We start from the raw sequence: 24,783 nt of genomic DNA, 5'->3' as shown, positions 1-24,783 counted from the left end.
TACTCTGATAGAGCTTTTCATGTTACCTCAGTTATCGCATAAACAAACACTTGAGCCCATTTATTTGTCTTTTATTGAGGCATTAAGTCGAAGCGAATTTGCGGGCGATATTGATACCCGTTACAGCGCACGTATGGTTCAAGCAACCGATAACTCTGTGTATCAATTTCTCCCACAAGCGGTCATTTACCCAAGAAACCAACAAGATGTGCAAACAGCGTTGAATTTAGCGTCTCAACCATTGTTTTCTGAGGTGGTATTCAGTGCCCGTGGCGGCGGAACGGGGACCAATGGTCAATCATTAACACATGGGATTATCCTCGATTTATCTCGCCATATGAATCGGGTATTAGAGATCAACGTCGAAGAAGGTTGGGCGAGAGTTGAAGCCGGCGTAGTCAAAGACGCGTTTAATGATGCGTTGCGTCCTCATGGGTTCTTTTTTAGTCCCGATTTATCAACATCGAATCGTGCAACGGTCGGCGGCATGATTAATACCGATGCATCGGGTGCGGGTTCACTTGTCTATGGAAAAACATCCGATCATGTCCTTGGTTTAAGCAGTGTGTTATTCGATGGCAGTGTGATGGACTCTCACCCTATCGATAAAACGGCTTTAGATAACATGAAAGTGGTTGATGAAGTCTTACCCCAATCGTTAAGTCAACGTATTACCACCGAAGTGGCTAAGCTCTGTCTTGATAACCGAGATGAAATTAACGATAAATTCCCGAATTTGAATCGATTTTTAACGGGGTATGATTTAAAGCATGTTTGGAATAATGAGCTTAATCAGTGTGATATTTCTAGAATATTGACGGGCTCAGAAGGCACGCTGGCGGTGATCACTGAAGCTAAGCTCAACCTCACGTCTTTACCTCAGTGTCGCATAATGCTGAATATTAAGTATGATTCGTTTGAAGCGGCGTTAAGACATGCGCCAGATCTTGTGAAAGCGAAGGCAACGGTGGTGGAAACGATAGATTCTAAAGTCCTTAATTTGGCTAAGAAAGATATTATTTGGCATTCCGTTTCGAATCTCATTAAAGCTGTGCCCGATCATGAAATAGAAGGGCTTAATATGGTTGAGTTTGCAGGTGATGAGGCCGAGGTTAAGCAAAAACTTGCTGCACTTGAGCAGATGTTAACCGGCCAACTTCAACAAGAAAAAGCAGGCTTATTAGGCTACCAAGTGGTGTCTGATAGAGACAGTATCAATACCATTTATGCCATGCGAAAAAAAGCAGTTGGGTTACTTGGTGCCACGAAAGGCAGAAGAAAGCCATTAGCCTTTGCTGAAGATACCGCTGTCCCTCCAGAAAAACTGGCCGATTTTATTATGGAGTTTCGAGCACTGCTTGATGGACACAAATTACAGTATGGTATGTTTGGTCACGTCGATGCAGGAGTATTGCACGTGAGGCCTGCGCTGGATATGTGTGATGTGCAAGATGAAAAACTGCTTAAGGTGATTTCAGATGAAGTGGCCCGTTTAACGCTCAAGTATGGCGGATTAATGTGGGGAGAGCATGGTAAAGGGGTGCGAGGAGAATATGCGCCGGCCGTATTCGGTGAGCATCTCTATGGTTTACTGGGTGAAATAAAGCATTTATTCGACCCTTGTAATAAATTAAATCCTGGGAAGCTGGTAACTCCCAAGAGAAAACAACCACTCTTTTATCAGGTGGATAGCCAAAAAAGAGGGCATTTTGACCGTCAAATCCCCGTGGCGGTGCGTGATGCTTTTCCTGATGTGATGAATTGTAATGGTAATGGACTTTGTTTTAATTACAGCAGTGTCTCTCCAATGTGCCCTTCGTTTAAAGTCACGGGAGATAGAATTCATTCGCCAAAAGGACGAGCTGGATTAATGCGGGAATGGTTACGTTTACTGGAGTCAGAAGGGGTTGATGTGAATGCACTAGCCAAGGCAAAACCCAGTAATATTGTGATGAGAGTAAAAAATACTTTTTTTAATAAAGGGTATGATTATTCTCATGAGGTAATGGAGTCATTGCAGGGATGCCTAGCATGTAAGTCGTGTTCGAGCCAATGTCCTGTAAAGGTTGATGTGCCTAAGTTTCGTTCGCAATTTTTTAATATTTATTATCAACGTTATTTACGGCCAGCAAAAGATCATTTAGTGGGAGGAATTGAAGCGTCATTGCCTATGATGGCACAAATGCCAAGATTGGTGAATGCGATGTCACAAAATGCCTTAAGTCGTTGGGTGATTGAAAAAACAATTGGTTATGTTGATTCCCCCGCTTTATCTGTACCCACACTTAAACAGCGGCTCGATGGTCATAGCAGTCGAGGCTATGATCTTGAGGCGTTACAAGTTATTACTGAGTCAGAGCGAGAACAATATGTGCTGGTGGTGCAAGATCCTTTTAATAGTTTTTATGAAGCCAGTACAGTACACCATTTTATACAGCTTATTGAGCGTTTAGGCTTAAAGCCTATTTTGCTTCCTTTTAAACCCAATGGAAAGCCTGAGCACATTAAAGGCTTTTTAGGGCAATTTGCGCAAACGGCAAAAGATGCGGCTGACTTTTTTAATCAAGTCTTTGCCTTAGGGATGCCGATGGTTGGGCTCGATCCTGCTCTGGTATTGTGTTATCGAGACGAGTATAAGGAGGCTCTGGGGGAGGCTAGGGGGGATTTTAACGTATTATTAGCCAACGAATGGTTAGTGACACAGTTAGATCAATTTGTTTCATCTGAACATAATAGGGGAGATGCGAATATAGCATTTACTTTATTTAGTCATTGTACTGAATCGACAGCCATGCCCAATGCGGGTAAAGAATGGTTACGGATTTTTGCTCATTTTGGCGCTAAGCTTACTATTGCTAACGTAGGATGTTGTGGTATGGCAGGAACTTATGGGCATGAAGCTGACAATCAAGTTCGCTCTCGTCAGTTGTTTGATTTGTCGTGGCAACAAAGATTAGACGACACACCGCAATCGCAAGTGCTTGTGTCGGGTTATTCTTGCCGAAGTCAGGTGAAACGCTTTAGTGGTTTTAAACCTTTACATCCTGTCGAAGCTTTGTTGCAGTTACTGTCAAAGGGGTCATAATGAGTCAAGCAGCACAAGAAGCGATTAATGCACTGGTTAAACAAACTGCACTATGCAGTGACGATGCCTTTTTTCATATCGATGTTTATGGAGAATGGTTTTATTTAAAGAGTCCGTTACCTCAAAAATTTAGCCGATTATTCTCTACGATTCTGTATTGTATCGACAATGAACATTTTTTGATTACGCCTGCAGAAAAGTTAAGAGTATCCGTTGCTAAGGTGCCAATAAGTATTGTTGATTACACTTGTCATCTTGATTATGACAAGGGAGAAACAATCCAGGATATTGAGCATAATAGTGCTTTTACCGTGACGACCAGTTTGAATACACATTATGAAGTACAATCATTATCTCATTTTATTTGTGGTGAGGAGTCGATAACTGTTGGTCTTGATAGAGGCTTAATTGCCACATTAAATAGAGCCTGTTATTACCGCTTTATTAATGATTTTATATGAATTCATTGTCTTTCTAATTAGAACCTTAGAAGACAATCGAACATGTTGTTCTATTTTTAGCCGATTAAAGTCTAGAATTTTTTTTAAAATATGGGTTATATTTAAGGAATGTGTTGGCTTGCATAAAGGAGTGACTGAGTGGATCGCAATCAAAGCTTAGGCTATTTAGTTGCTCACTTGAATGTGGAGCTGCAAAATGCATTAGACCAACGGCTAAAACGTTATCAATTAGATATTAAGCTTTGGCCCGTTCTCTTTTCTTTGTGGGAAGAGGAAGGCGTGTCTCAAACGGTGCTATCTAAGCGATGTGATGTTGCACACTATACGATGACACGGCTTTTGGATCAGTTGCAGTCACAAGGCTTGATCATTCGCCATCAAGAGGCGGATAATCGTCGCACTTTTCAAATCTTCTTGACTGATATTGCCAAAGCACTCGAACATGATTTAATTAGAGAAGCTGAGCGTGTCAATGAGCATTTTTTAAGTGAATTAGCAGAGGAAGAACGAGAGGTATTAGTGTCTATTTTAAATAGAATTAATCGATTTTGATCGCCGAGCAATGATCCGTTAGCGGCTTGAATCAAAATAGGCTTGCTATATATACCCGTGATGCTTGAAGATGCAGGATTCAGCTGGAGTTAAAAGCCTTTTAGGCAAGGCTTTGAACTGCATGCCTAGTGATTCTAAGCTGATATTCAGTAACGCAGCATAAAAGGCCTTGCTTTTACATATAAAGAGGCCAGCCCTTTGGGAGTTTGTAAAATCACCTACTTCCGCGTTGTATTACCTTAAAAGGCAATAAGCATTCTTGCAATAATACGTCTTGAATTAGGCACTTTTTCAGGCTCTGAAAACATGCATCTTCAAGTATCACGGGTATAGAGTTAACAAACTTACTTTCCAACTTTCTTCTGAGAACGTTATTTCTTTTAATTTCATTTGGTTAAATATTATTCTTTGGTGTCGGTTTTTTAATCAATGCTTCATCACTATTATCTTGCCAATCTTAAGCTGTGATAGGCTCAACAGGGAGTTTTATGTCAAAATCAGCACAAGAAGTTACGATAAATGGGCGTTCTTTTACCTTAGATGCGGATCCTAATATGCCTGTATTGTGGGCATTGAGAGATATATTAGGGTTAACAGGCACTAAATTTGGTTGCGGGGCAGGGTTATGTGGTGCTTGTACCGTGCATTTGGAGGGAAAACCGATACGCTCGTGTTTAACGAGCCTGCAGCAGGTGAAAGGGAAAGCCATTACGACAATAGAAGGATTAAATAATCCTCAACTTATTACTAAATGGGCTGAGTATAATGTGCCTCAATGCGGGTATTGCCAATCTGGCCAATTAATGTCCGCGGCGGCACTATTAATGCAGAATGCTCGCCCAACTTCAAATCAAATTGATGAGGCTATGTCAGGCAATATTTGCCGCTGTGGGACTTATACGCGAATTAAAGCAGCCATGATGAGTTACAGTGATAAGGAGTCTCAGAAATGACCACTTTCACAGCCGTTGAGAATATTCATCGTCGGAATGTGCTAAAAATGTTCGGTGCAATCGGTGGAGGCTTAGTGCTAGGCTCCAGTGCCATGGGGTGGAGCCCTATGTTGATGGCACAAGAAAAAGACGCGATGTTAAACCTTTTTGTTGCGATAGGTAGTGATAATAAAGTGTATTTGACTTGCCATCGCTCAGAGATGGGTCAAGGCATTCGAACTGGGATCCCTCAAATTCTGGCAGAGGAGCTCGCTGCTGATTGGGAACACGTCGTGGTGGTGCAGGCGCCAGCGGATGAACGATTGGGCAGTCAGAACACCGACGGAAGTCGGAGTATTCGCAAGCATTATCATACCATGAGACAAATGGGAGCCATGGCAAGAACTTTATTAGAGCAGGCTGCAGCGAAATTGTGGAATGTGCCTATTACTGATGTTTTTGCTAAAGCGCATAATGTTTACCATATTAATACTTCTAAGCAGTTGAGCTATGGAGAATTAGCTGTTGCGGCCTCTCAATTACCCCTTCCGGATCTCGACAGCATTAAACTAAAACCCAGTCGTGATTTTAACTTAATTGGCCAGTCTCAGCCCATCGTTGATATGCAAGCCATGCTTAACGGTCGTGCGCAATATGGATATGATGTTAGGTTAGAAGGGATGTTGTATGCCAGTATTTTAAGACCACCTGTGCTGGGTAGTGATATAAAAATGTTAAATGAGACGAAGGCAAAAAAGATTGAGGGAGTGATTGATGTGATCCGCATGCCAATATTACAAGGCGCGCCTAAGTTTCAACCTTTGGGGGGCGTTGCGGTTATTGCGACGAATTTATGGAGTGCCATGCAAGGCCGGCAAGCGCTTGAAGTCAGTTGGACTCAGGTGAGTAATAGTGCATATGATTCAGCAGAAGACACCAAAACACTTATTGATAAAGTACAAAAGCCAGGGAAAGTGGTACGCCAAGTTGGTAATGAGAATATTGCGTGGAATAAAGTAGATAAATTGAGTGCCATTTATACCGTTCCATATTTAGCACAGGCGCCAATGGAGCCGCCTGTGGCTACGGCTCGAGTGACAGAAATGGGTTGTGAAATTTGGGCATCGACTCAAACGCCGCAAAGTACTCAAAAAAACGTAGCAATGGCAATAGGGCTTAAAGATAATCAAGTGACAGTGAATGTGACTTTGCTTGGGGGAGGCTTTGGTCGCAAATCTAAACCTGATTTTAGTGTCGAAGCCGCTATTTTAGCTAAAGCGGTAAAACGTCCTGTGAAAGTGTGTTGGAGTCGTGAAGATGATGTGCAATATGGGTATTATCATGCGACGAGTGCACAGTTTTATCAAGCACAACTCGATGAGGCAAAAAAGCCGTTAGCTTTATTGGCCAGAACCGGATTCCCTTCAATTAGTTCAACCTTTGCAGAAGGCATTGAATATCCTTCAGCTGGTGAATTAGATTTAGGTTTTGTTGATGTGCCTTTTGCGTTAAAAAATATGCGCTATGAAGCCGTTAAAGCGACTTCTCATACCCGCATTGGTTGGATGCGTTCAGTCTGTAATATTCAACATGGATTTGGCGTGGGCAGTTTTGTTGATGAACTGGCTCAGAATGCGGGCATGACTTGTTTTGATATGTGGCGCTTGTTATTGGGGCCAAAGAGAGAGGAAGCCTTTGTTGATCAAAATTTTGAGTACAGCAACTACGGTGAAACATTATCAGCGTACCCTGTGGATATTAATCGATATTTGTTGGTAATGGATGCTGTAGAAAAAGCGGTAAATTCGACGCCTAAAGTCAAGAAAAATCAAGCATGGGGTTTTGCTGTTCATCGTAGTTTTGTCAGTTATGTTGCTGTGGCAAGTCTAATTGAAATGCCTAAGCCTGATGAAGTGAAAGTCATAAACACAATTATTGCCGCCGATGTTGGTACAGTGATTAACCCTGATAGGGTTAAATCTCAAATGGAAGGCGCGGTTATTTACGGGTTAAGTATTGCGCTTACGGGAAAAATCAGTTTTGAAAATGGGCAAGTTCAACAGTCTAATTTTCATGACTATTCTGTGCTTCGCATGTTGAAATGCCCTTCTATCGAGGTGATTTTACTGCCTTCAAATGCAGCACCTGCCGGAGTGGGTGAGCCTGGTGTTCCTCCCGTTACACCGAGTGTGACGAATGCTATTTTTGCTTTATCTGGAAAACGCATTAGAGATTTACCAATTAATCAGCATTTACAAGTTTAGCCGGATTGGGATGGTATTTGTATTAGCGTAGGATGTATTAATACGCTAATGCAACTTAGTTTAGATAGAGTAAAAAAGCACATAATAATGCGCTAACGAGAATGAAATCTTGGATGAATCGCCTGCAACGGACAACTTCGCTCTTAGTCTGTTGTAAACAGGTGATTAAATGATCTCGGCTATAAATACGGCAGTTTAAGGCTTTTGTGGTGGGATCGAGAAAAAGTTGAAAATTGGCTGCTTCGCCATTTTTGAGTTGAATATTATGTTCGCTTTGTTGAGTAAAATTGATTTTTCGTGAGACACACTTACCATCAAGGTAAATTTTCTCTAATCCGCACCAATTACTGGCATTAATTTCAATTGATTGTTGATTAACGTCATACTGAAACTTTACCATACTCCCTCCCAATATTACTTAAGTTGATATTAGATAGCATAATGCGTCGATAGTATTACGTTTTCTCAGTAAAATAGTACTTAAGTATAGTCTTACTAATAAAGTTTTGAGTAATATTTAATCAGTTTTTCATGGGTTTTTCTAGTAAAGAATAATGAATATTTTGTTTCTAAATATGTTTGTATTGTAAATGATATGATTTTCAGAAAGGTATAAAACCAGACACCTATGAGGTGAATGGCTTTATATAGTTAAGTTACTTGGGTATATCAGTTTTGACTTAAACTAAATCTTGATTGGCTGCAGCGATAATAGATTGTGCCATATCATCTGCAATTTCAGCTGTTGTTTTGTTTTCGGCATCCGCTTGTTGAAAAATACTCAATAAAGTGTGGTAAATTTCTTCTACTTTTTGAGTGGCAAGTTTAGCATCATAATCTTTTTCAAAAGAAACATTAATGATCCCACCTGCGTTAATCACGTAATCTGGGGCATAGAGGATCCCCAATGATTTAAGTTGTTCGCCATGACGTGGCTCACTCAATTGGTTATTGGCACATCCTGCGACGATAGTCGCTTTTAGTTGAGGGATGGTTTGATCATTAATGGTTGCGCCTAATGCACAAGGCGCGTAAATATCAACATCTTGATGATAAATATCATTGGGTTTGACTGCTAGTGCACCGAACTCTTTAACGACTCTATCAATATTTGCTTGATGAATGTCTGTTATGACAAGTTTTGCACCATCTTCATGTAAATGTCGGCATAAATAGTAACCGACATGTCCTACGCCTTGCACTGAGATGGTTAAACCTTTTAATGATTCTAGGCCGCGTTGGTGTTTAACCGCGGCTTTTATGCCTAAATAAGTGCCTAGTGCGGTATAAGGAGACGGATCGCCACTCTTTCCTTCAAGACCTGCCATATAAGGTGTTTCTTGGTGGGCGATCATAATATCTGCCGTTGTAGTACCGACATCTTCAGCGGAATAGTAACGGCCTTCTAGTGTGTGAATGAAACGGCCGAAGGCGCGAAATAAAGCTTCTCTATTTTTGGTTTTAGGATCGGCAATAATAACTGATTTGCCGCCACCCATTTTGAGGCCAGCTAAGGCATTTTTATAAGTCATACCACGAGATAAGCGTAAAACATCGTCTAAGGCTTCAGCTTCAGAGGCATAATTCCACATTCTGCAACCACCAACAGCAGGCCCTAATTTGGTATTATGAACGGCGACGATAGCCTTTAGGCCACTTTCTTCATCATGGCAAGTTAATACCTGCTCATGTTCGTCAATAGAGATATGATTGAATACAGCCACGTGCTGATCTCCGTTTAAGCTTTAAAGGGCTAACCCACTTTTCAGTGTGGCAAGCTTGTTATATTTATTTGCAGAACGATAGCATTTAGAGATACCCTCATCCAAGTAAAGAAATGGTTTTTTTTTATGAGAGCTGGAACTTTTGCTTTCCACTTTACGTTAACGTAAGAAAATGAATGATTTTCCTCTCAATAATCTTTTAATCTCAATGATCTTTAAATATAGTTGAGTTTCACATAATAAGAAAGAAAGGAGTAGATGATGGCAGAAGAAGTCATTGAGCCCGTTTCACCTGAAGCGCAAGATAAATTGCGTCAAGAATGGATCCAAACACAATTTCAAAAAGCAAATCAATTTCTTGCCGAGAAAGGGATTTTACCCTCTAAAGTACATCCTGAATCAAGCCGTTATCTTGCGCCTTTTGTGGCTATCTGGAAAATCGAATCTAAGAAACCTGTTAAACAAACATTTTGGGTGATGTCTGGGGATTTACCTGCAGATTTCGTCGATATTAATGTGGCCTCAACAGCGAGAGAGGCTTTGCGTCATTTTTCTATGATGTGGCAAATGAAAGCGGAAAATATTCGTCAGTCTTCACTGGCTAATGATCCTACCCAAGTTAAATTTGCCCAACTCTTGGTGTCTCGGGCAGAAAGTTTGTACCAAATTCACAATGATGAAAAGTTGTGGCAATGATCTGTATACGCTTTTCATGGGGTTAAGTTAGTCAATAACGGGCTCTGTTGTGATGTTGAGTCACTTATTTTAAGTTAAGTGACTCATTATTTAAAATATTACTCTGCCAAATAATAATAACCTTTATTCAATAAGACTAAGATAATTGGCGAGATATTGGGTGTTTCGCTTAATGTTTTGCTGGTTTTATTATCAAATTGCAAGGTCTGGATCAATGTTGACATTACAGTATCAAGATGGTCTTCGCCTATATTGCTGCAATCGATTTGCTCACCATTAATAAATAAACGCGGGCTAAGATCGTTCTCAACTCGTAAGACTTTAAGACCCCCTATTCGATGTAAACTGGCACCTTGTGCTAAAGCATCGAGTAAATCTTGCTGAGTATAGGCTTCTTCTGGCTCACAAATATCCAAGTCAAAACGATTTTGGCTCAGTACCTTACCTAAAAGTGCTTGATAATGGTTAGGATCTTGTAACAAGTCTTGTAATAAATCTATCATGCCTTGTTGATGTGCTTGACTGATAACACCTGCTGAAGCGGGTTCATTTTGGGATGTAAAGCGTGTCAGGCCAGTGTTATTGTCTATTAGGTTATCTGCAATTTCGCTGAATAACTCTTGTTGGCTAGGGGCGCGAAATCCGATGGAGTAACTCATGGCTGTGGTGAGTGTTTGACCTTGATGGGGGAAACCTGGAGGAATGTAGAGCATGTCACCTTTTTCAAGCACCACATCAATAATGGGGTCAAATCCTTCAATCAATGGCGTTGTTGTGCTGTTATTTTTATTGGCATAATGGCCCTTGTTACCCACGGTCCATTGACGCTTTCCTTCACCTTGTATGATAAAGACATCATAATTATCAATGTGTGCGCCAACACCGCCTCCTTTCGTGGCAAATGACACCATTAAATCATCAAATCGCCAATCGGGAATAAAGCGAAAAGCATCAATAAAAGCGGTTGCATCAGGGTACCAATGATTGAGCGCTTGGACGAGTAATTGCCAGTTCTCATCGCCAAACTGAGTATAATCTTTAAAGGGACCTTGGTGAATTTCCCAATCATTTTCAGTGGTGACAACGATACGAGAGCTGATCTCTTCTTCACAGGCAAGGCCTGCCAGCTCATTCGAAGTAATAATATCTTCAAAATGTGGAAAAGCCTGTTTAATGACTAAGGGTTTCTTTTGCCAATAATGCGTTAAAAAGTCTTGGGTATTCAGGTCCAAAGTGTACATTTGAGTTCCATACGAGGTCGAAATGATGACAATAAAAACAAAATACAATTAATAATCAATAGTCAGCAATCAAAGATGTTGAATATATTTTGTCAAAGGAAGCGATAAATAAGGCAGTCATATGACTGCCTGAATGATCTGTTGAGTTAAAGGAGGGACAATTATTAACTCAAAGGGATACCGTTAATCAAGCTCGTCAATAAAAGCTTCAGCACGGCCAATATAATTGGCTGGCGTTAATTTTTTCAGCTCGATCTTGACCGCTTCGGGTAAGTCCAAGCCATTAATGAAATGAGCAAGTTGCTCACCATTGATGCGTTTACCTCGAGTCAGTTCTTTTAATTTCTCATAAGGCTTTTCGATGCCATAACGTCGCATGACCGTTTGTACAGGTTCTGCAAGGACTTCCCAATTACTGTCTAGCTCTGCAAGTAATTGTTCTTCGTTGACTTGCAGTTTACTGATCCCTTTTAAGGTGGCTTGATAAGCAATAACTGCGTGAGCCATACCGACACCTAAATTACGTAATACGGTAGAATCGGTTAAATCACGTTGCCAGCGCGATATGGGGAGCTTAGCGGCTAAATGTTGCATTAATGCATTCGCGATACCTAGGTTGCCTTCAGAGTTTTCAAAATCAATGGGGTTGACTTTATGAGGCATGGTTGAAGAACCAATTTCACCTGCTATCGTACGTTGCTTAAAGTGACCGAGTGCAATATAGCCCCAAATATCGCGGTCAAAGTCAATTAAAATGGTATTGAATCTGGCAATGGCATCAAAGAGCTCTGCAATGTAATCATGAGGTTCGATTTGAGTGGTGTAAGCGTTCCAAGTGAGGCCTAAGCTGGTCACGAAGTTTTCGGAAACTTGATGCCAATTGACTTCAGGGTAGGCTGAGATGTGTGCATTATAGTTACCCACAGCACCATTGATTTTACCCATAATTTCAACAGCTTCAATTTGTTTTAATTGACGTTGTAGGCGTACAACCACGTTCGCCATCTCTTTACCGAGTGTAGAAGGAGAAGCGGGTTGACCGTGGGTACGGGACATCAGAGGCGTAAAGCGGTGATCTTGAGCGAGCTGCTTTATGGCATCGATAACTTGTTGGCAATAGGGAACAAGGACTTGTTGACGTGCCTCGGTGAGCATTAAACCATGAGACAGGTTGTTGATGTCTTCTGATGTGCAAGCAAAATGAACAAACTCATTTATAGCATTGAGCTCAGCATGATGGGCAATTTTTTCTTTGATGAAATATTCAACGGCTTTGACGTCGTGATTTGTGGTGGCTTCAATGGTTTTGACTTGCTGGGCATCAGCTTCATTAAATTGATCGTTAATCTTATCCAGTACACTTAAAGCATCATCACTAAAAGCTGGCACTTCTTTGATTTCTGGACAGTTAGACAGCATTTTTAACCAGTTTATTTCGACTTGAACACGGTACTTGGTCAGGCCGTACTCACTGAAAATCCCTTTTAATGAGGCGGTTTTACTAGCATAACGACCGTCTATTGGAGAGATAGCAGTTAGTGCGGAAAATTCCATTGTAAGCTCCTTGATGAACTTGACTTATGATAGGGTGAGGTTTTTTTTAGCAATATCTATGATTGATTTTCGATTAAAGATTAAGTAACGACGTTTTCCACCCAATTGACGCCAAAGCACTGCACTGCGCATAGCAGAGAGTAATAATGCGCGGATCTTTTCTTGAGTTTGTGGGCGTTTTAAAAATTCTGGATTGCCAGATATCTGCAGCTTAGGTCCTAATGGGCTAATAATATCACTGTAGATGCCTGCAAAGTTAGCAATAACTTGATCGCTTGTGAGTTCAAAATGACTCAGCTGTCTGTGCACTTGATTAATCCGTTCCGAGAGCATGCCAAGAGTATTTGGAGAGCGGGCAAGTTTGCGCTCTAAGGCTAATATTCCGACTAAATAGCGGGTGATTTCCATGTCTTTGTTTTTACTATCACTGAGCTGACTGACAATGAGTTGGTAGCCTTTATTTAAGGCTATTTTATCCTTGTAGACGTCGCTAGTGGTTTCAGGGTTAGTCACTAAAATCGCATTTAAGCTTGCGGCAATGGCGTCCATATTTGCATTGCTTTGTCTAGTGAGCTCTTGTACTTGACTAATGGCTTGTAAAATACCGGCTAAGGCCATTGTTCTTTCAGTGAGTTGATCGCTCAAGTGATTACTCCCTTATCAGTGAGTCGATAATGCCGCCGCCTAAACAGATTTCATTATCATAAAAAACGGCAGATTGGCCAGGTGTAACAGCGGCCACGGCTTCATCAAAGATAACACGAATGTGCTTGTCATCATCATAAGTGATAGTACAGGGAACATCCTGCTGACGATAACGCGTTTTAACCGTTAATTGACTGCCTTGTTTTGGTCCTTTTCTGTCAACCCAATGTAATTGGTTAGCAATTAAACCTTGAGACATTAAGCGAGGATGATGACCACCTTGACCCACAATCAACACATTACGTTTAAGATCTTTTTCGACCACATACCAAGGGTCGTCATTACTGTCTTTCATGCCACCAATGCCTAAACCTTTGCGTTGACCTAAAGTGTGATACATCAAGCCTTGGTGTGTTCCGATAATTTCGCCTTCACTGGTTTCAATGTTACCAGGTTGGGCAGGTAAAAAGGTGGCTAAAAAATCAGTGAATTTACGTTCGCCAATAAAACAAATACCTGTGCTGTCTTTTTTATCATGTGTGATTAAGCCCATCTTCTTGGCAATGTCTCTGACTTCGCTTTTTTCCAATTCTCCAACGGGAAATAAAGAACGAGCAATTTGCTCATGGCTTAACGTGTAAAGAAAATAACTTTGATCTTTATTGTTATCGGCGCCGCGTAACATTTGGCTTTTATTTTCAAGATCTCTACGGCGTACATAATGCCCCATAGCAATAAAATCAGCATCAAGGATATCATCGGCAAAGTCTAAAAAGGCTTTAAACTTAATTTCTTTATTGCACATAATATCGGGATTGGGTGTGCGACCCGCCTTATATTCTGCTAAAAAATATTCAAACACATTATCCCAATATTCAGCAGCAAAATTGACTGTGTGTAAGGTGATCCCCAGTTTGTCACAAACCGCTTGTGCATCTTTTAAGTCTTCAGCCGCCGCGCAATATTCATCGGTATCGTCTTCTTCCCAGTTTTTCATAAATAAGCCTTCAACTTGATAGCCTTGTTGAAGTAATAAATAAGCTGAAACTGATGAATCGACACCGCCAGACATGCCGACAATGACTTTTTTACCAAGATGCGAGGGTTCGATAGCTGTCATAAATCCTAAAAACCGTAAAAGTGAGCTCTATAAATGAGTGACGATGTTACCTTTAACATAAAATATTGCCGTTTTCTTCATAACATCTTATTAACGCCACAGTATTTTGTGGCGCATTATTCTAGCATGCCTTAACGTGTGGAGCTATCTTTACCCGTGAGACTTCAAGATGCCTGTTACAGAGTGCCTAAAAGTGCCTAATTCAAGGCGTATTATTGCCAAAATGCTTATTGCCTTTTAAGGTGATACAACGTAGAAGTCGGTGCTTTTACACACTCCCAAGGGGCTGGTTTAAAAGCCTTTTATACTGTGTTATTAAAACATCGGCTTAGAATGACTAGGCTCGATGTTCAATGCCTTGTCTAAAAGGCTTTTCATTTCAGCTGAATCCTGCAGCTTGAAGTCTCACGGGTAATTAGTGCCCATGAAAATAAAATTGAAATGAAAGGATCAAACTGACAAATATTTATCATTAAAAAGATCAAGTGGGTAGTGAGCTTGGGTTTGATAATCTCGAATAGATTGCAGTACCAGTGGACTGCGAAGTTGACTTTTTAGTGTCAAAATTTCATCGAAACTGAGCCAAATGGCATTTAAAATGGCATGATCTTGCGGTGTGGGCGTGATTTTTTTATTAAGGTCGACACAAAACGTATACCGTACAAAGGCGAGTTCTGGGTTTGCGCTAAATTGATAAATACCTACTAATGCATCGGGTAAGATTTTTAACCCTGTTTCCTCCCACACTTCCCGTTGACAGGCCATGATTAAACTTTCGTTTGCTTCAAGGTGTCCAGCGGGCTGATTGTATTGATTTTGGCCGTTAATGCACTCTTCCACCATCAAAAACTGATCATCGAAATGAATAATACAGGCGACGGTCGTGTTAGGTTTATAACGTTCAGTCATGCTTTTTTGCCTTATTTTATATCTTATAGCCAGTATTGCTTTACTCGTTTAATGAGGTTGGATTAACGCGTTATGATGTTTTAGGGCCATTTTTATCGTTCATCGGCATTGAGCGATATTCACCCAAAGCAAGGTTATCTAGACTCCATTGACCTATTTTATAACGGATTAATCTGAGTGTAGGGAAACCAATATGGGCGGTCATGCGCCTAACTTGACGATTTCTTCCTTCTATGATGCTGATTTCAAGCCAAGAGGTGGGATGAGCCTTCCGCTCTCTGATGGGAGGCGTTCTTGGCCATATTGCGGGCTCATTAATACGTTTTATTGTTGCAGGTAAAGTCGGGCCATCTTTAAGTGTGACGCCTTGCCTGAGAGCGTCTAATTGCTCATCACTGGGAATGCCTTCAACTTGAGCCCAGTAGACTTTAGTCGTTTTCTTATTGGGTTGTGTTATTTTAGCTTGCAATTTTCCATCATTTGTCAATAACAACAAACCTTCACTGTCTCTGTCGAGGCGACCTGCAGCGTAGACATCTGGAATGGGGATAAAATCTTTTAATGTTTGACGACCTGATCCGTCGGTAAACTGGCATAACACGTCAAAAGGCTTATTAAACAAGATGATTTTAGGAGCAACGACTGGTTTTTTAATGGGGCGCTGATACTTGTTGGCACTGACGCCCGTGGTTTGACGAGGTTTTCGCTTTGTAGGTTTTAATGAAGTGGGGACGGGTTTGTTTGTATGCGATTGTGCCACGCCGAGAATCTCAGATTAATGAAAAGTCTTAATTGTACAGCTTAGTTGCCATTACAATGAAGTGAAATTTGAATCTTACAGGGAATGCTCTATGATGGGCGTCTAAAATGTCATGGTCTTTTTTAATTTATTGCATTAATGAGTGAGATAACCTGATGTGATTGAATGATATCATCGTGGTTCACTTTAGTCATATTATGGATAAAAGGAGATGGGCGCTATGAGCCGTTATTTTAATAATTCCAGCAGTATTCTGCATTACGGCATATGCCTAAGCCGCTTCTTTTGCATTTTAAATAAATCATTTTACAGATTGATTTGCATTACCTTTTTTAAGTTTTATTATTCAAAGTAGGATAAGATATGAACGACAAGTCAACGATCATTTACACAGAAACAGATGAAGCGCCTGCATTAGCGACTCTCTCTTTATTACCTATTATTAATACTTTTACGCAAGCTGCTGGTGTCAATGTTGAAATTCGAGATATTTCTCTTTCTGGACGCATTATAGCTAACTTTCCTAATCATTTAACACCGGAGTTAAGGATTGGGGATGCGCTTGCTGAGTTAGGTGAATTAGCCACGAAACCTGAAGCAAATATCATTAAACTACCTAATATTAGTGCTTCTATTCCTCAACTTAAAGCCTGTATTGCAGAGTTACAAGCCAAAGGTTATGACTTACCTGATTATCCTGATGAGCCAAAAAATGCTGCAGAAGAGGCGATCAAGAAGCGCTACGATAAAATTAAAGGCAGTGCAGTAAACCCTGTATTACGTGAAGGTAATTCTGATCGTCGCGCCCCTGGTGCGGTGAAAAAATATGCGAAGAAGCACCCTCATTCTATGGGAGCTTGGTCAAGTGAGTCTAAGTCACATGTTGCACATATGAGCGAAGGTGACTTTTTTGGCAGTGAGCAATCAGTGACAGTGACTCAAGCGGCAAATGTGAATATTGTTCTGACGAAAAAAGATGGTTCAGAAAAGGTGTTACGTGAGTCTTTGTCATTAAAGGCTGGTGAGATTGTTGATGGTGCTGTGATGAGTCAAGCAGCATTAGTGGATTTTTATCGCCGTGAAACGGCCAATGCTAAGCAAGAAGATGTTCTACTTTCTCTGCATTTAAAAGCCACGATGATGAAAGTGTCAGATCCTATTTTATTTGGTCATGCGGTTAAAGTGTATTATGCCGATGTGTTTGCTAAACACGGTGAACTGTTCAATGAGTTAGGTGTGGATGTCAATAATGGTGTGGGTGATGTGTATGCGAAAATAGCCACATTGCCTGATGCGAAAAAAGCAGAAATTGAAGCGGATATCGCGGCGGTTTATGCAAAGCAAGCGCAACTCGCTATGGTTGATTCTGACAGAGGCATTACTAATTTACATGTTCCTAGTGATGTGATTATTGATGCGTCTATGCCCGCAGCGATTCGTAGTTCGGGGCAAATGTGGGGACCTGATGGCAAGTTAAAAGACATGAAAGCCATGATCCCAGATCGTTGTTATGCGGGGGTTTACCAAGAAACGATTGCATTTTGTAAAGTCCACGGTGCATTTGATCCAACGACTATGGGCAGTGTGCCTAATGTGGGCCTCATGGCACAGAAAGCGGAAGAATACGGCAGTCACGACAAAACGTTTGAAATACCGGTTGCAGGTACAGTCAATGTGATTGATAACAACGGTGATGTGTTAATGTCCCATGCTGTAGAAGCCGGTGATATTTACAGAATGTGCCAAGTGAAAGATGCACCAATTCGTGATTGGGTTAAGCTTGCCGTTAACCGTGCTCGCTTGTCAAATACGCCAGCGGTATTTTGGTTAAACCCTGAACGCGCCCATGACGTACAAATGATCCAAAAAGTAGAAGCGTATTTGAAAGAGCATGATACTACAGGATTAGAACTGCATATTATGTCGCCAGTTGCCGCGACGCGCTTTACCTTGGAGCGAGTAAAGGAAGGCCTTGATACTATTTCTGTTACTGGGAATGTATTACGGGATTATTTAACGGATCTGTTTCCTATTCTAGAACTTGGGACCAGTGCTAAAATGCTTTCAATTGTCCCGCTAATGAATGGCGGCGGCTTATTTGAAACGGGAGCCGGCGGCAGTGCCCCTAAGCATGTACAGCAAGTTGAGAAAGAGGGGCATTTACGCTGGGATTCTCTAGGGGAGTTTTTAGCCTTAGGGGCGTCTTTAGAGCATCTAAGCCAAAGTACACAAAATGCCAAAGCTCAAGTGCTAGCTGATAGCCTTGATGAAGCGATAGGTCAATTCTTAGATAGCAATAAATCTCCTTCTCGCCGTGTGGGTGAGTTGGATAACAGAGGCAGTCATTTTTATTTGGGGCTTTATTGGGCACAAGCCCTTGCTGCTCAGAATCAAGATATTGAATTACAAGCTCGCTTTTCAGGTATTGCGAAAACGCTTGCAGATAACGAAATGGTCATAGTGAAAGAGTTAAATGATGCTCAAGGTGAAGCTGTCGATCTTGGTGGTTACTATCGTTTAGATACGGTTAAGGCGACTAAAGCGATGCGCCCAAGTGCGACGTTAAATGCTATTTTTGGCTAGTTTGTTAGCCATTTGGTGTTTTTAAGGCAATAAAAAAGCAGGGACAAGCCCTGCTTTTTTTGCGTTTTATTGACTAATTAGACGGTGATATTGCAGATGCGTGCATTCCTTTCGGGCCCGCTTCTACCTCAAATGTAACAGGTTGGCCCGCTTTTAACGTTCGATAGCCCTCCATTTCAATGGTAGAATAATGCGCAAAAACGTCCTCACCACCGGCATCAGGGCAAATAAACCCAAATCCTTTGGCGTTGTTGAACCATTTTACAGTTCCGCTTGCCATACGTTCACTTCCTTCTGTTGTTTACTTACCAGTAAGATAGTAAAACCAAATTAAAGCGATGAAAAATCCAGCGCTTAGGTAACAGAATGAAAGTAAAAAAAGAGAATGTCAAGACAAAATTAACAAAATGTATACATTTATTTAAAATTTAATCTTTAAAGTGTTTACCTAAGTATCGATTGAAAAAGCAACGAACAGATCGAAATAGATTGGTATATGCGATAACTAAGGGCTAAGATTGAAGCATGAGTAGAACAGAACATATCGAACACATAGAAGAAAGTGAACAGACTGAATTTAAGCGCCCTTCTATGTATTTAGTCATTTTGAATAATGACGATTACACGCCGATGGATTTTGTGATTGATGTACTGAAGCAATTTTTTAGTAAGAATGAGCAGCAAGCAACAGAGATAATGCTGGCTATTCATCATGAAGGGAAAGGAGTCTGTGGGGTTTTCCCTTTTGGTATTGCTGAAACAAAGGTTGCTCAAGTTAATCAGTTTGCTAGAGAAAACCAACATCCATTATTGTGTTCTTTAGAAGAAGCCTAGTCAGTTCATCACCGTTAATTTTTAGGGGGGCTTATGCTAAACAAAGATCTTGAAATCACCTTGAATCTGGCTTTTCAACAAGCCAGAGACGCACGTCATGAATACATGACGGTAGAACATCTCTTGTTAGCGTTAATTGATAATCCCTCAGCACAGGAAGCGTTAGTTTCTTGTGGTGCAGATCTCGATAAGCTACGGGAAGAAGTATCTAGCTTTATACAACAAACCACGCCAATCATTGCCGATTTAGAAGAAGAAAAAGAGACACAGCCCACATTAGGGTTTCAACGGGTGCTGCAGCGTGCTGTTTTTCATGTGCAATCTTCAGGGCGTAATGAAGTCACTGGCGCTAATGTATTAGTAGCCATTTTTAGTGAACAAGAGTCTCAAGCGGTTTATTTACTTCGCAATAGTGCGATTACGCGTCTTGATGTGGTTAATTTTATTTCTCATGGTTTTTCTAAAAAAGAAGACGCGCAAGAACAAGCACCAGGTATGGACCGTCTTGAGGATCAAAGTGAGGAAGAAGATCGCAGCATGCTGTCGCAGTTTACGCTTAATTTGAATCACGCCGTCGAGCAGGGACATATTGATCCTTTAATTGGCCGTAGTGACGAAATTGAACGTTCTATACAAATTTTGTGTCGTCGACGTAAAAATAATCCCTTATTAGTCGGTGAAGCGGGTGTTGGAAAAACCGCGATTGCCGAAGGACTTGCTTATCGGATTGTGAAAGAAGAAGTGCCTGATATTATGAGTCAAGTGACGGTTTATTCTCTTGATTTAGGAGCATTGTTGGCTGGTACTAAATATCGTGGTGATTTTGAAAAGCGTTTTAAAGGCTTACTCAAAGAGCTTAAAAATGATAACGATGCCATTTTATTTATTGATGAAATTCATACTATTATTGGAGCTGGAGCGGCTTCTGGTGGTGTTATGGATGCGTCTAATCTATTGAAACCTTTATTGTCTAGCGGCCATTTAAGGTGTATGGGATCGACAACCTACCAAGAATACCAAAGTATTTTTGAGAAAGACCATGCGTTGGCACGTCGTTTTCAAAAAATTGATATTACTGAGCCTTCTGTCGCTGAAACCACAAAAATCCTCAAAGGACTTAAATCAAAATATGAGGAACATCACGGGGTGCGTTATACCTTAGCGGCGCTTAGCATAGCAGCTAAATTGTCGGATAAGCACATTAATGATAGACAGCTTCCCGATAAGGCTATTGATGTGATTGATGAAGCGGGCGCTAAAATGGCCATGCAACCTCAGAGTAAACGTAAAAAAACCATTGGTCAGAATGAAATCGAGGCCATTATTGCCAAAATGGCGAGGATCCCTGAGAAGTCCGTATCCACATCTGATAAGGATTTATTGAAAAACCTAGAGCGTAACCTTAAGATGGTGGTGTTTGGACAGGATACAGCGATTGAGAGCTTAAGTGCTGCAATTAGACTCTCTCGAAGTGGATTAAATGTTGAAACAAAGCCCGTTGGTAGTTTTTTATTCGCTGGACCGACAGGTGTGGGTAAAACAGAGGTCACGAGCCAATTAGCGTCATGTTTGGGCTTGAAGTTTATTCGTTTTGATATGTCTGAATACATGGAAAGCCACACTGTTTCTCGTTTGATAGGGGCACCACCAGGTTATGTGGGATATGATCAAGGTGGCTTATTAACGGATGCCGTTATTAAACATCCCCACAGTGTGGTGCTACTCGATGAGATTGAAAAAGCGCATTCGGATGTGTATAACCTCCTTTTGCAAGTCATGGATCATGGTACCTTAACCGATAACAATGGCCGTAAGGCTGACTTTAGGCATGTGACCTTAGTCATGACCACTAATGCGGGCGTGAGGGAAACGATCCGTAAGTCTGTGGGCTTTAAACAGCAAGATCACAGTGAAGACGCCATGTCTGAAATCAATAAACTTTTCTCACCTGAATTTCGTAATCGTTTAGATTCCATTATTTGGTTTAATCATTTAGATATGACAGTGATTGCCAAAGTGGTTGATAAATTCCTTGTGGAGTTGCAAGCCCAACTTGATGAGAAAGGGGTGAGCTTAGAAGTGAGTGATGAAGCCTTAACTTGGTTAGCTGAAAAAGGCTATGATAAAAGCATGGGGGCAAGGCCAATGTCCCGTGTTGTCACTGAGTCCATTAAAAGACCGCTGGCAGACGAGATTTTATTTGGTAAGTTAGAAAAAGGTGGGACTGCACATGTCGATGTGAAAGAGGGAGACATTGTGATACATACCGAATCACTTGAAAAAGTGACTAATTAACACGACTTAGCAATAAAACGAATAAAAAAGCCGGGATATCCCGGCTTTTTTGTATGCAATATATCGTTTAGGACTAACTTTAGCGTGAACGGAAGACGATGCGTCCTTTGCTCAAATCATATGGGGTCAGTTGAACGGTAACTTTATCACCCGTCAGAATACGGATGTAGTTCTTACGCATTTTACCTGAGATGTGTGCAGTCACGACATGACCATTTTCTAGTTCTACTCGAAACATTGTATTTGGTAAGGTTTCAAGGATCGTCCCTTGCATCTCAATGTTGTCTTCTTTCGCCATTAATCAGTTATCCTGTTAGCCTTCAAATGATAAAAACGCAAGCATGATGCCGGAATTCAGTGCTCCTGTAAAGAAAAGTTCCCTCGAAAGCATAGAATCTCTCGTTAAAGGGAAATAATTTATGGCTTTGGATCGGCTGGGACGTTAGGAAGCCAGCCTGATGAGGTGAGGATTTGGTGTGGATTATAGTTGCGTTTGTAAGCCATTTTTCTTGATTCATCAATTTGATAACCCAGATATAAAAATTCTTTTTGCATCATTTTAGCAATGCGGCATTGTAATAAAATGAGAAAGCTACCTAGTGAACGTTTATGCTCATTGGGTTCAAAAAAACTGTAAATGGCAGAAAAACTATTCGGTAAAATGTCTGTGACGGCAACACCAATGAGCCGATCCTCTAAGGTTAATTCGATTAACATCGGTGATAACCAATTCGCAGAAATAAAATTATGATATTGTTCTGTTGAAGGCGGATACATGCCGCCATCTCGATGGCGTTCATTGATATATCGCTCATACAAGGCATAGTGCTCCTCAGTATGATGATCTACAATTTCCCAAGTGACGTCTTTATTATGATTGAGTGTTCGCTTTTGCCTTTTTGAGGGAGTAAAGTAATTGACAGGAATGCGGATCGGTAAACAGGCATGGCAATGTGGGCAATCAGGCCTGTAAATGGTGCTGCCACTGCGCCTAAAGCCTAAAGATAACAGCTGTTCAAATAAGCTTGGCGTGAGTCCTTGCTCTTGGATCACGAGCAACTGTTCCATTTCTTCACTGAGATAGCTGCAATTGAAAGTTTGGGTTTTTCCCACGGTAAATTTCTGTGCTTTAGAGCTCAACTGACACCTCTTTAGACTCCCAACAATGAGTTGCGACATCTTTATCTCTTAATTGTACTAACTGGCACATAAATTGGCTGCGTGAAACGGCTTGAGCGCCCATAGAGGTTAAATGTGGATTAACCAATTGCGTATCAATAAGGCTGAAATTAGCGTTTAATAAGTGTTGCTGCAGACAAACCATGGCGGCTTTTGATGCATTGGTTTCGATATGAAACATGGATTCTCCACAAAAAACTTGACCCACTGCAATGCCATATAAGCCACCGATAAGCCTGTTTCCATGCCATACTTCAATAGAATGTGCCTTTTTTTGTTGGTGTAAAGCCAAGTAAGCAGCTTGAATATCATGTGTGATCCAAGTGCCTTCTTGTGTTTTTCTTGGCATGGCGCAAGCGTGAATGACACGCTCAAATGCACGATTAATGCTGTAATGCCAATCTTGTTTTTTGAGATATTTATGCAGGCTTCGGCTAATATTGAGTTGGCCAACGGGGATAACAGCGCGAGGATCCGGTGACCACCATAGAATGGGGTCATTATCATTAAACCAAGGAAAAATGCCATTGTAATAGGCGTTGAGTAAGCGCTGAGGTTTTAAGTCTCCTCCGACGGCCAGTAAGCCATTAGGCTCTGTTAGTGCCTGCTCTGCTGGAGGAAAGGCTTGCTGTTCATTTTTTAAGTAGGACAGAGTGTTCAAATTGGGTATCATTAATGCTACTGATTATCTATTAAGTTAGCGGAAAAATCGATATGTTGAAACCTAATCTTAGCTGGGCATGTATTCTTTTATTGTTAACGGTCACTTTTCCTGTGTTGGCAGCTTATGATCGTAATCAAGCTGTTCCTGTCGAAAAGGTAGAATATGGACAAGTTATTTCTGTTAGAAATATCACTCAAAAACAATTGATTGAAGATCAAAATCGCGGGTGGAAAACCTTTGGTGGTGCCCTCATCGGTGGGGTGATTGGTAATCAATTTGGTGGTGGGAGTGGTCGGACGGTTGCCACTATCTTAGGTGCTCTGGTCGGAGCAGGGGTCGGAAATAATGTAGGCAATAGCAGTTACTATCAACAAACGGCTTTAGTTGAGTTGATGATAAAACAAGAAGATGGCCAAGAAATTATGATTTTGCAAGACAGAGATCCGAACATGATTTTTAATGTGAATGATGAAGTGAGAGTGGTTTACTTACAAGGATTCGTGAGAGTGGATATGGCGATGTAACCATTTCTGCTTGGATCCATGTAGGATAAGGTGGACATGATAGCCGAGCTCTCCAATGTTATTGTTAACATAAAAATAGCATTGAATTATCTTGATATAACAATGTCCTTTTTGTTTTTTATAACAATAAGAGTTAACACTCTATAAAATAAGAGTAAAAGTTCTTCTTTTTCACTGCTATTCTTTTATTGATGTCTGCAAATGTGTTTGTTTGATGTCAAAAAATAATAAGTAAATACTAACAGGGAAGAAAAACCTTAAGCTCTCATTACTCGAAGCCAGAGTCTTGTGTCAGTTTGCGATTCATTGGTATGTATATAAATGATAATTATGAATGCGATCTTTCATAATAAGAATCAATAAAACTGAGATCTAAAGTGTAAAGTAATAGGTGTATACATACTCTTTTCTTCCTTTCTCCAAGGTTTTGTTTTGTTACGTCTTAACATCATTGTTTTTTCTTTATCTATCTCATCATATTATTTTCATTATCAATCAATAGAATAATTATCAATACTAGTTATTTAGTATTACTTGCTATTCAATTAATGGCTGTTTTTCTTCACTAGTATTAGTGAAAGTATTAGCTAAGTATGATTTTAAGTATTAAAGAAAGGTTTCACAGTAGTTATTAATTTGTGTTGACGTATAGTTATCTCTGTCTCCTCGCTCGGATTGTTTAATCGATAAAGATATAGAAAGCATTTTGCTTCTTATATCCATGTATTTTAACGTTAGGCGAAGTTTAAAAATGTGTTTTA

At 40.7% G+C, this 24,783-nt stretch carries 22 protein-coding genes; 10 read left to right on the top strand and 12 right to left on the bottom strand.

What is annotated here, in order from left to right:
- Window positions 1-19: 19 nt before the first annotated feature.
- The 5 genes from Q0779_RS09820 (at window position 20) to Q0779_RS09800 (ending at window position 7,294) form a co-directional block, all read left to right on the top strand.
- On the top strand, window positions 20-3,085 hold the full coding sequence (locus Q0779_RS09820) for an FAD-binding and (Fe-S)-binding domain-containing protein (protein ID WP_298772111.1): 3,066 nt from the start codon (window positions 20-22) through the stop codon (window positions 3,083-3,085).
- Window positions 3,085-3,546, top strand: coding sequence for a DUF1285 domain-containing protein (locus Q0779_RS09815; protein WP_298772109.1), 462 nt, complete (start codon window positions 3,085-3,087; stop codon window positions 3,544-3,546). Before Q0779_RS09820 ends, Q0779_RS09815 begins: the two co-directional genes overlap by 1 nt.
- A 138-nt stretch (window positions 3,547-3,684) precedes the next feature.
- Complete coding sequence (locus Q0779_RS09810; RefSeq protein ID WP_298772107.1) at window positions 3,685-4,098, top strand: MarR family transcriptional regulator; 414 nt, start codon at window positions 3,685-3,687, stop codon at window positions 4,096-4,098.
- 488 nt (window positions 4,099-4,586) lie between these two features.
- Window positions 4,587-5,051, top strand: a complete 465-nt coding sequence (locus Q0779_RS09805; RefSeq protein WP_298772105.1) for a (2Fe-2S)-binding protein — start codon at window positions 4,587-4,589, stop codon at window positions 5,049-5,051.
- Window positions 5,048-7,294: a molybdopterin cofactor-binding domain-containing protein gene (locus Q0779_RS09800; protein WP_298772104.1), complete on the top strand. Its 2,247-nt coding sequence runs from the start codon at window positions 5,048-5,050 to the stop codon at window positions 7,292-7,294. Before Q0779_RS09805 ends, Q0779_RS09800 begins: the two co-directional genes overlap by 4 nt.
- Window positions 7,295-7,349: 55 nt before the next feature.
- On the opposite strand, the gene Q0779_RS09795 is transcribed toward Q0779_RS09800, so the two are convergent.
- Window positions 7,350-7,694: a hypothetical protein gene (locus Q0779_RS09795; protein WP_298772102.1), complete on the bottom strand. Its 345-nt coding sequence runs from the start codon at window positions 7,692-7,694 to the stop codon at window positions 7,350-7,352.
- 280 nt (window positions 7,695-7,974) lie between these two features.
- Complete coding sequence (locus tag Q0779_RS09790) at window positions 7,975-9,018, bottom strand: Glu/Leu/Phe/Val dehydrogenase dimerization domain-containing protein (protein ID WP_298772100.1); 1,044 nt, start codon at window positions 9,016-9,018, stop codon at window positions 7,975-7,977.
- A 261-nt stretch (window positions 9,019-9,279) separates the two neighbouring features.
- Here Q0779_RS09790 and Q0779_RS09785 point away from each other — a divergent pair, with 261 nt between their 5' ends.
- On the top strand, window positions 9,280-9,714 hold the full coding sequence (locus tag Q0779_RS09785) for a DUF4826 family protein (protein ID WP_298772098.1): 435 nt from the start codon (window positions 9,280-9,282) through the stop codon (window positions 9,712-9,714).
- Window positions 9,715-9,812: 98 nt separating this feature from the next.
- Here the strand turns inward: Q0779_RS09785 and Q0779_RS09780 are convergent, their stop codons facing one another.
- The 6 genes from Q0779_RS09780 to rluE all read right to left on the bottom strand — a co-directional run bounded on the left by Q0779_RS09780 (window position 9,813) and on the right by rluE (window position 15,943).
- Window positions 9,813-10,955, bottom strand: coding sequence for a cupin domain-containing protein (locus Q0779_RS09780; protein WP_298772096.1), 1,143 nt, complete (start codon window positions 10,953-10,955; stop codon window positions 9,813-9,815).
- Between the two features lie 183 nt (window positions 10,956-11,138).
- Window positions 11,139-12,509 (bottom strand): adenylosuccinate lyase, encoded by a 1,371-nt coding sequence (gene purB, locus Q0779_RS09775; protein ID WP_298772094.1) that lies wholly within the window; start codon window positions 12,507-12,509, stop codon window positions 11,139-11,141.
- Window positions 12,510-12,533: 24 nt separating this feature from the next.
- On the bottom strand, window positions 12,534-13,154 hold the full coding sequence (gene hflD / locus Q0779_RS09770) for a high frequency lysogenization protein HflD (protein WP_298772092.1): 621 nt from the start codon (window positions 13,152-13,154) through the stop codon (window positions 12,534-12,536).
- Window positions 13,155-13,158: 4 nt separating this feature from the next.
- Window positions 13,159-14,274 (bottom strand): tRNA 2-thiouridine(34) synthase MnmA, encoded by a 1,116-nt coding sequence (gene mnmA, locus Q0779_RS09765; RefSeq protein WP_298772090.1) that lies wholly within the window; start codon window positions 14,272-14,274, stop codon window positions 13,159-13,161.
- A 450-nt stretch (window positions 14,275-14,724) separates the two neighbouring features.
- The gene (locus tag Q0779_RS09760) at window positions 14,725-15,183 is read right to left on the bottom strand and encodes an NUDIX hydrolase (RefSeq protein WP_298772088.1); all 459 of its coding nucleotides are present in this window, start codon (window positions 15,181-15,183) and stop codon (window positions 14,725-14,727) included.
- Between the two features lie 70 nt (window positions 15,184-15,253).
- Window positions 15,254-15,943 (bottom strand): 23S rRNA pseudouridine(2457) synthase RluE, encoded by a 690-nt coding sequence (gene rluE / locus Q0779_RS09755; RefSeq protein WP_298772087.1) that lies wholly within the window; start codon window positions 15,941-15,943, stop codon window positions 15,254-15,256.
- A gap of 363 nt (window positions 15,944-16,306) precedes the next feature.
- On the opposite strand from rluE, the gene Q0779_RS09750 reads away from it, so the two are divergent.
- Window positions 16,307-18,526: an NADP-dependent isocitrate dehydrogenase gene (locus Q0779_RS09750; protein WP_298772085.1), complete on the top strand. Its 2,220-nt coding sequence runs from the start codon at window positions 16,307-16,309 to the stop codon at window positions 18,524-18,526.
- 73 nt (window positions 18,527-18,599) lie between these two features.
- Here the strand turns inward: Q0779_RS09750 and cspD are convergent, their stop codons facing one another.
- A complete protein-coding gene (gene cspD / locus Q0779_RS09745; RefSeq protein WP_248942196.1) occupies window positions 18,600-18,806 on the bottom strand; it encodes a cold shock domain-containing protein CspD in 207 nt (68 codons plus the stop codon).
- A gap of 245 nt (window positions 18,807-19,051) precedes the next feature.
- Here cspD and clpS point away from each other — a divergent pair, with 245 nt between their 5' ends.
- Together clpS and clpA are read left to right on the top strand one after the other, a co-directional pair.
- Window positions 19,052-19,360 (top strand): ATP-dependent Clp protease adapter ClpS, encoded by a 309-nt coding sequence (gene clpS, locus Q0779_RS09740; protein WP_298772078.1) that lies wholly within the window; start codon window positions 19,052-19,054, stop codon window positions 19,358-19,360.
- Between the two features lie 33 nt (window positions 19,361-19,393).
- Entirely contained in the window at window positions 19,394-21,655 is a 2,262-nt protein-coding gene (gene clpA / locus Q0779_RS09735) for an ATP-dependent Clp protease ATP-binding subunit ClpA (RefSeq protein ID WP_298772076.1), read from the top strand.
- Between the two features lie 79 nt (window positions 21,656-21,734).
- Here the strand turns inward: clpA and infA are convergent, their stop codons facing one another.
- From infA to aat, 3 genes are all read right to left on the bottom strand, one after another.
- A complete protein-coding gene (gene infA, locus Q0779_RS09730; RefSeq protein ID WP_005500725.1) occupies window positions 21,735-21,953 on the bottom strand; it encodes a translation initiation factor IF-1 in 219 nt (72 codons plus the stop codon).
- A gap of 119 nt (window positions 21,954-22,072) precedes the next feature.
- A complete protein-coding gene (locus Q0779_RS09725) occupies window positions 22,073-22,795 on the bottom strand; it encodes an arginyltransferase (RefSeq protein ID WP_298772232.1) in 723 nt (240 codons plus the stop codon).
- Complete coding sequence (aat, locus tag Q0779_RS09720; protein WP_298772073.1) at window positions 22,785-23,495, bottom strand: leucyl/phenylalanyl-tRNA--protein transferase; 711 nt, start codon at window positions 23,493-23,495, stop codon at window positions 22,785-22,787. The genes Q0779_RS09725 and aat overlap by 11 nt, the downstream gene beginning before the upstream one ends.
- Window positions 23,496-23,548: 53 nt before the next feature.
- On the opposite strand from aat, the gene Q0779_RS09715 reads away from it, so the two are divergent.
- Complete coding sequence (locus Q0779_RS09715; RefSeq protein WP_298772071.1) at window positions 23,549-24,022, top strand: glycine zipper 2TM domain-containing protein; 474 nt, start codon at window positions 23,549-23,551, stop codon at window positions 24,020-24,022.
- Window positions 24,023-24,783: the final 761 nt, after the last annotated feature.

Origin of the sequence: uncultured Shewanella sp. (assembly GCF_947491715.1) — a bacterium.
In the GTDB taxonomy this organism is placed as follows: Bacteria; Pseudomonadota; Gammaproteobacteria; order Enterobacterales; family Shewanellaceae; genus Shewanella.
This window is presented reverse-complemented; position numbering and strand designations above follow the sequence as displayed.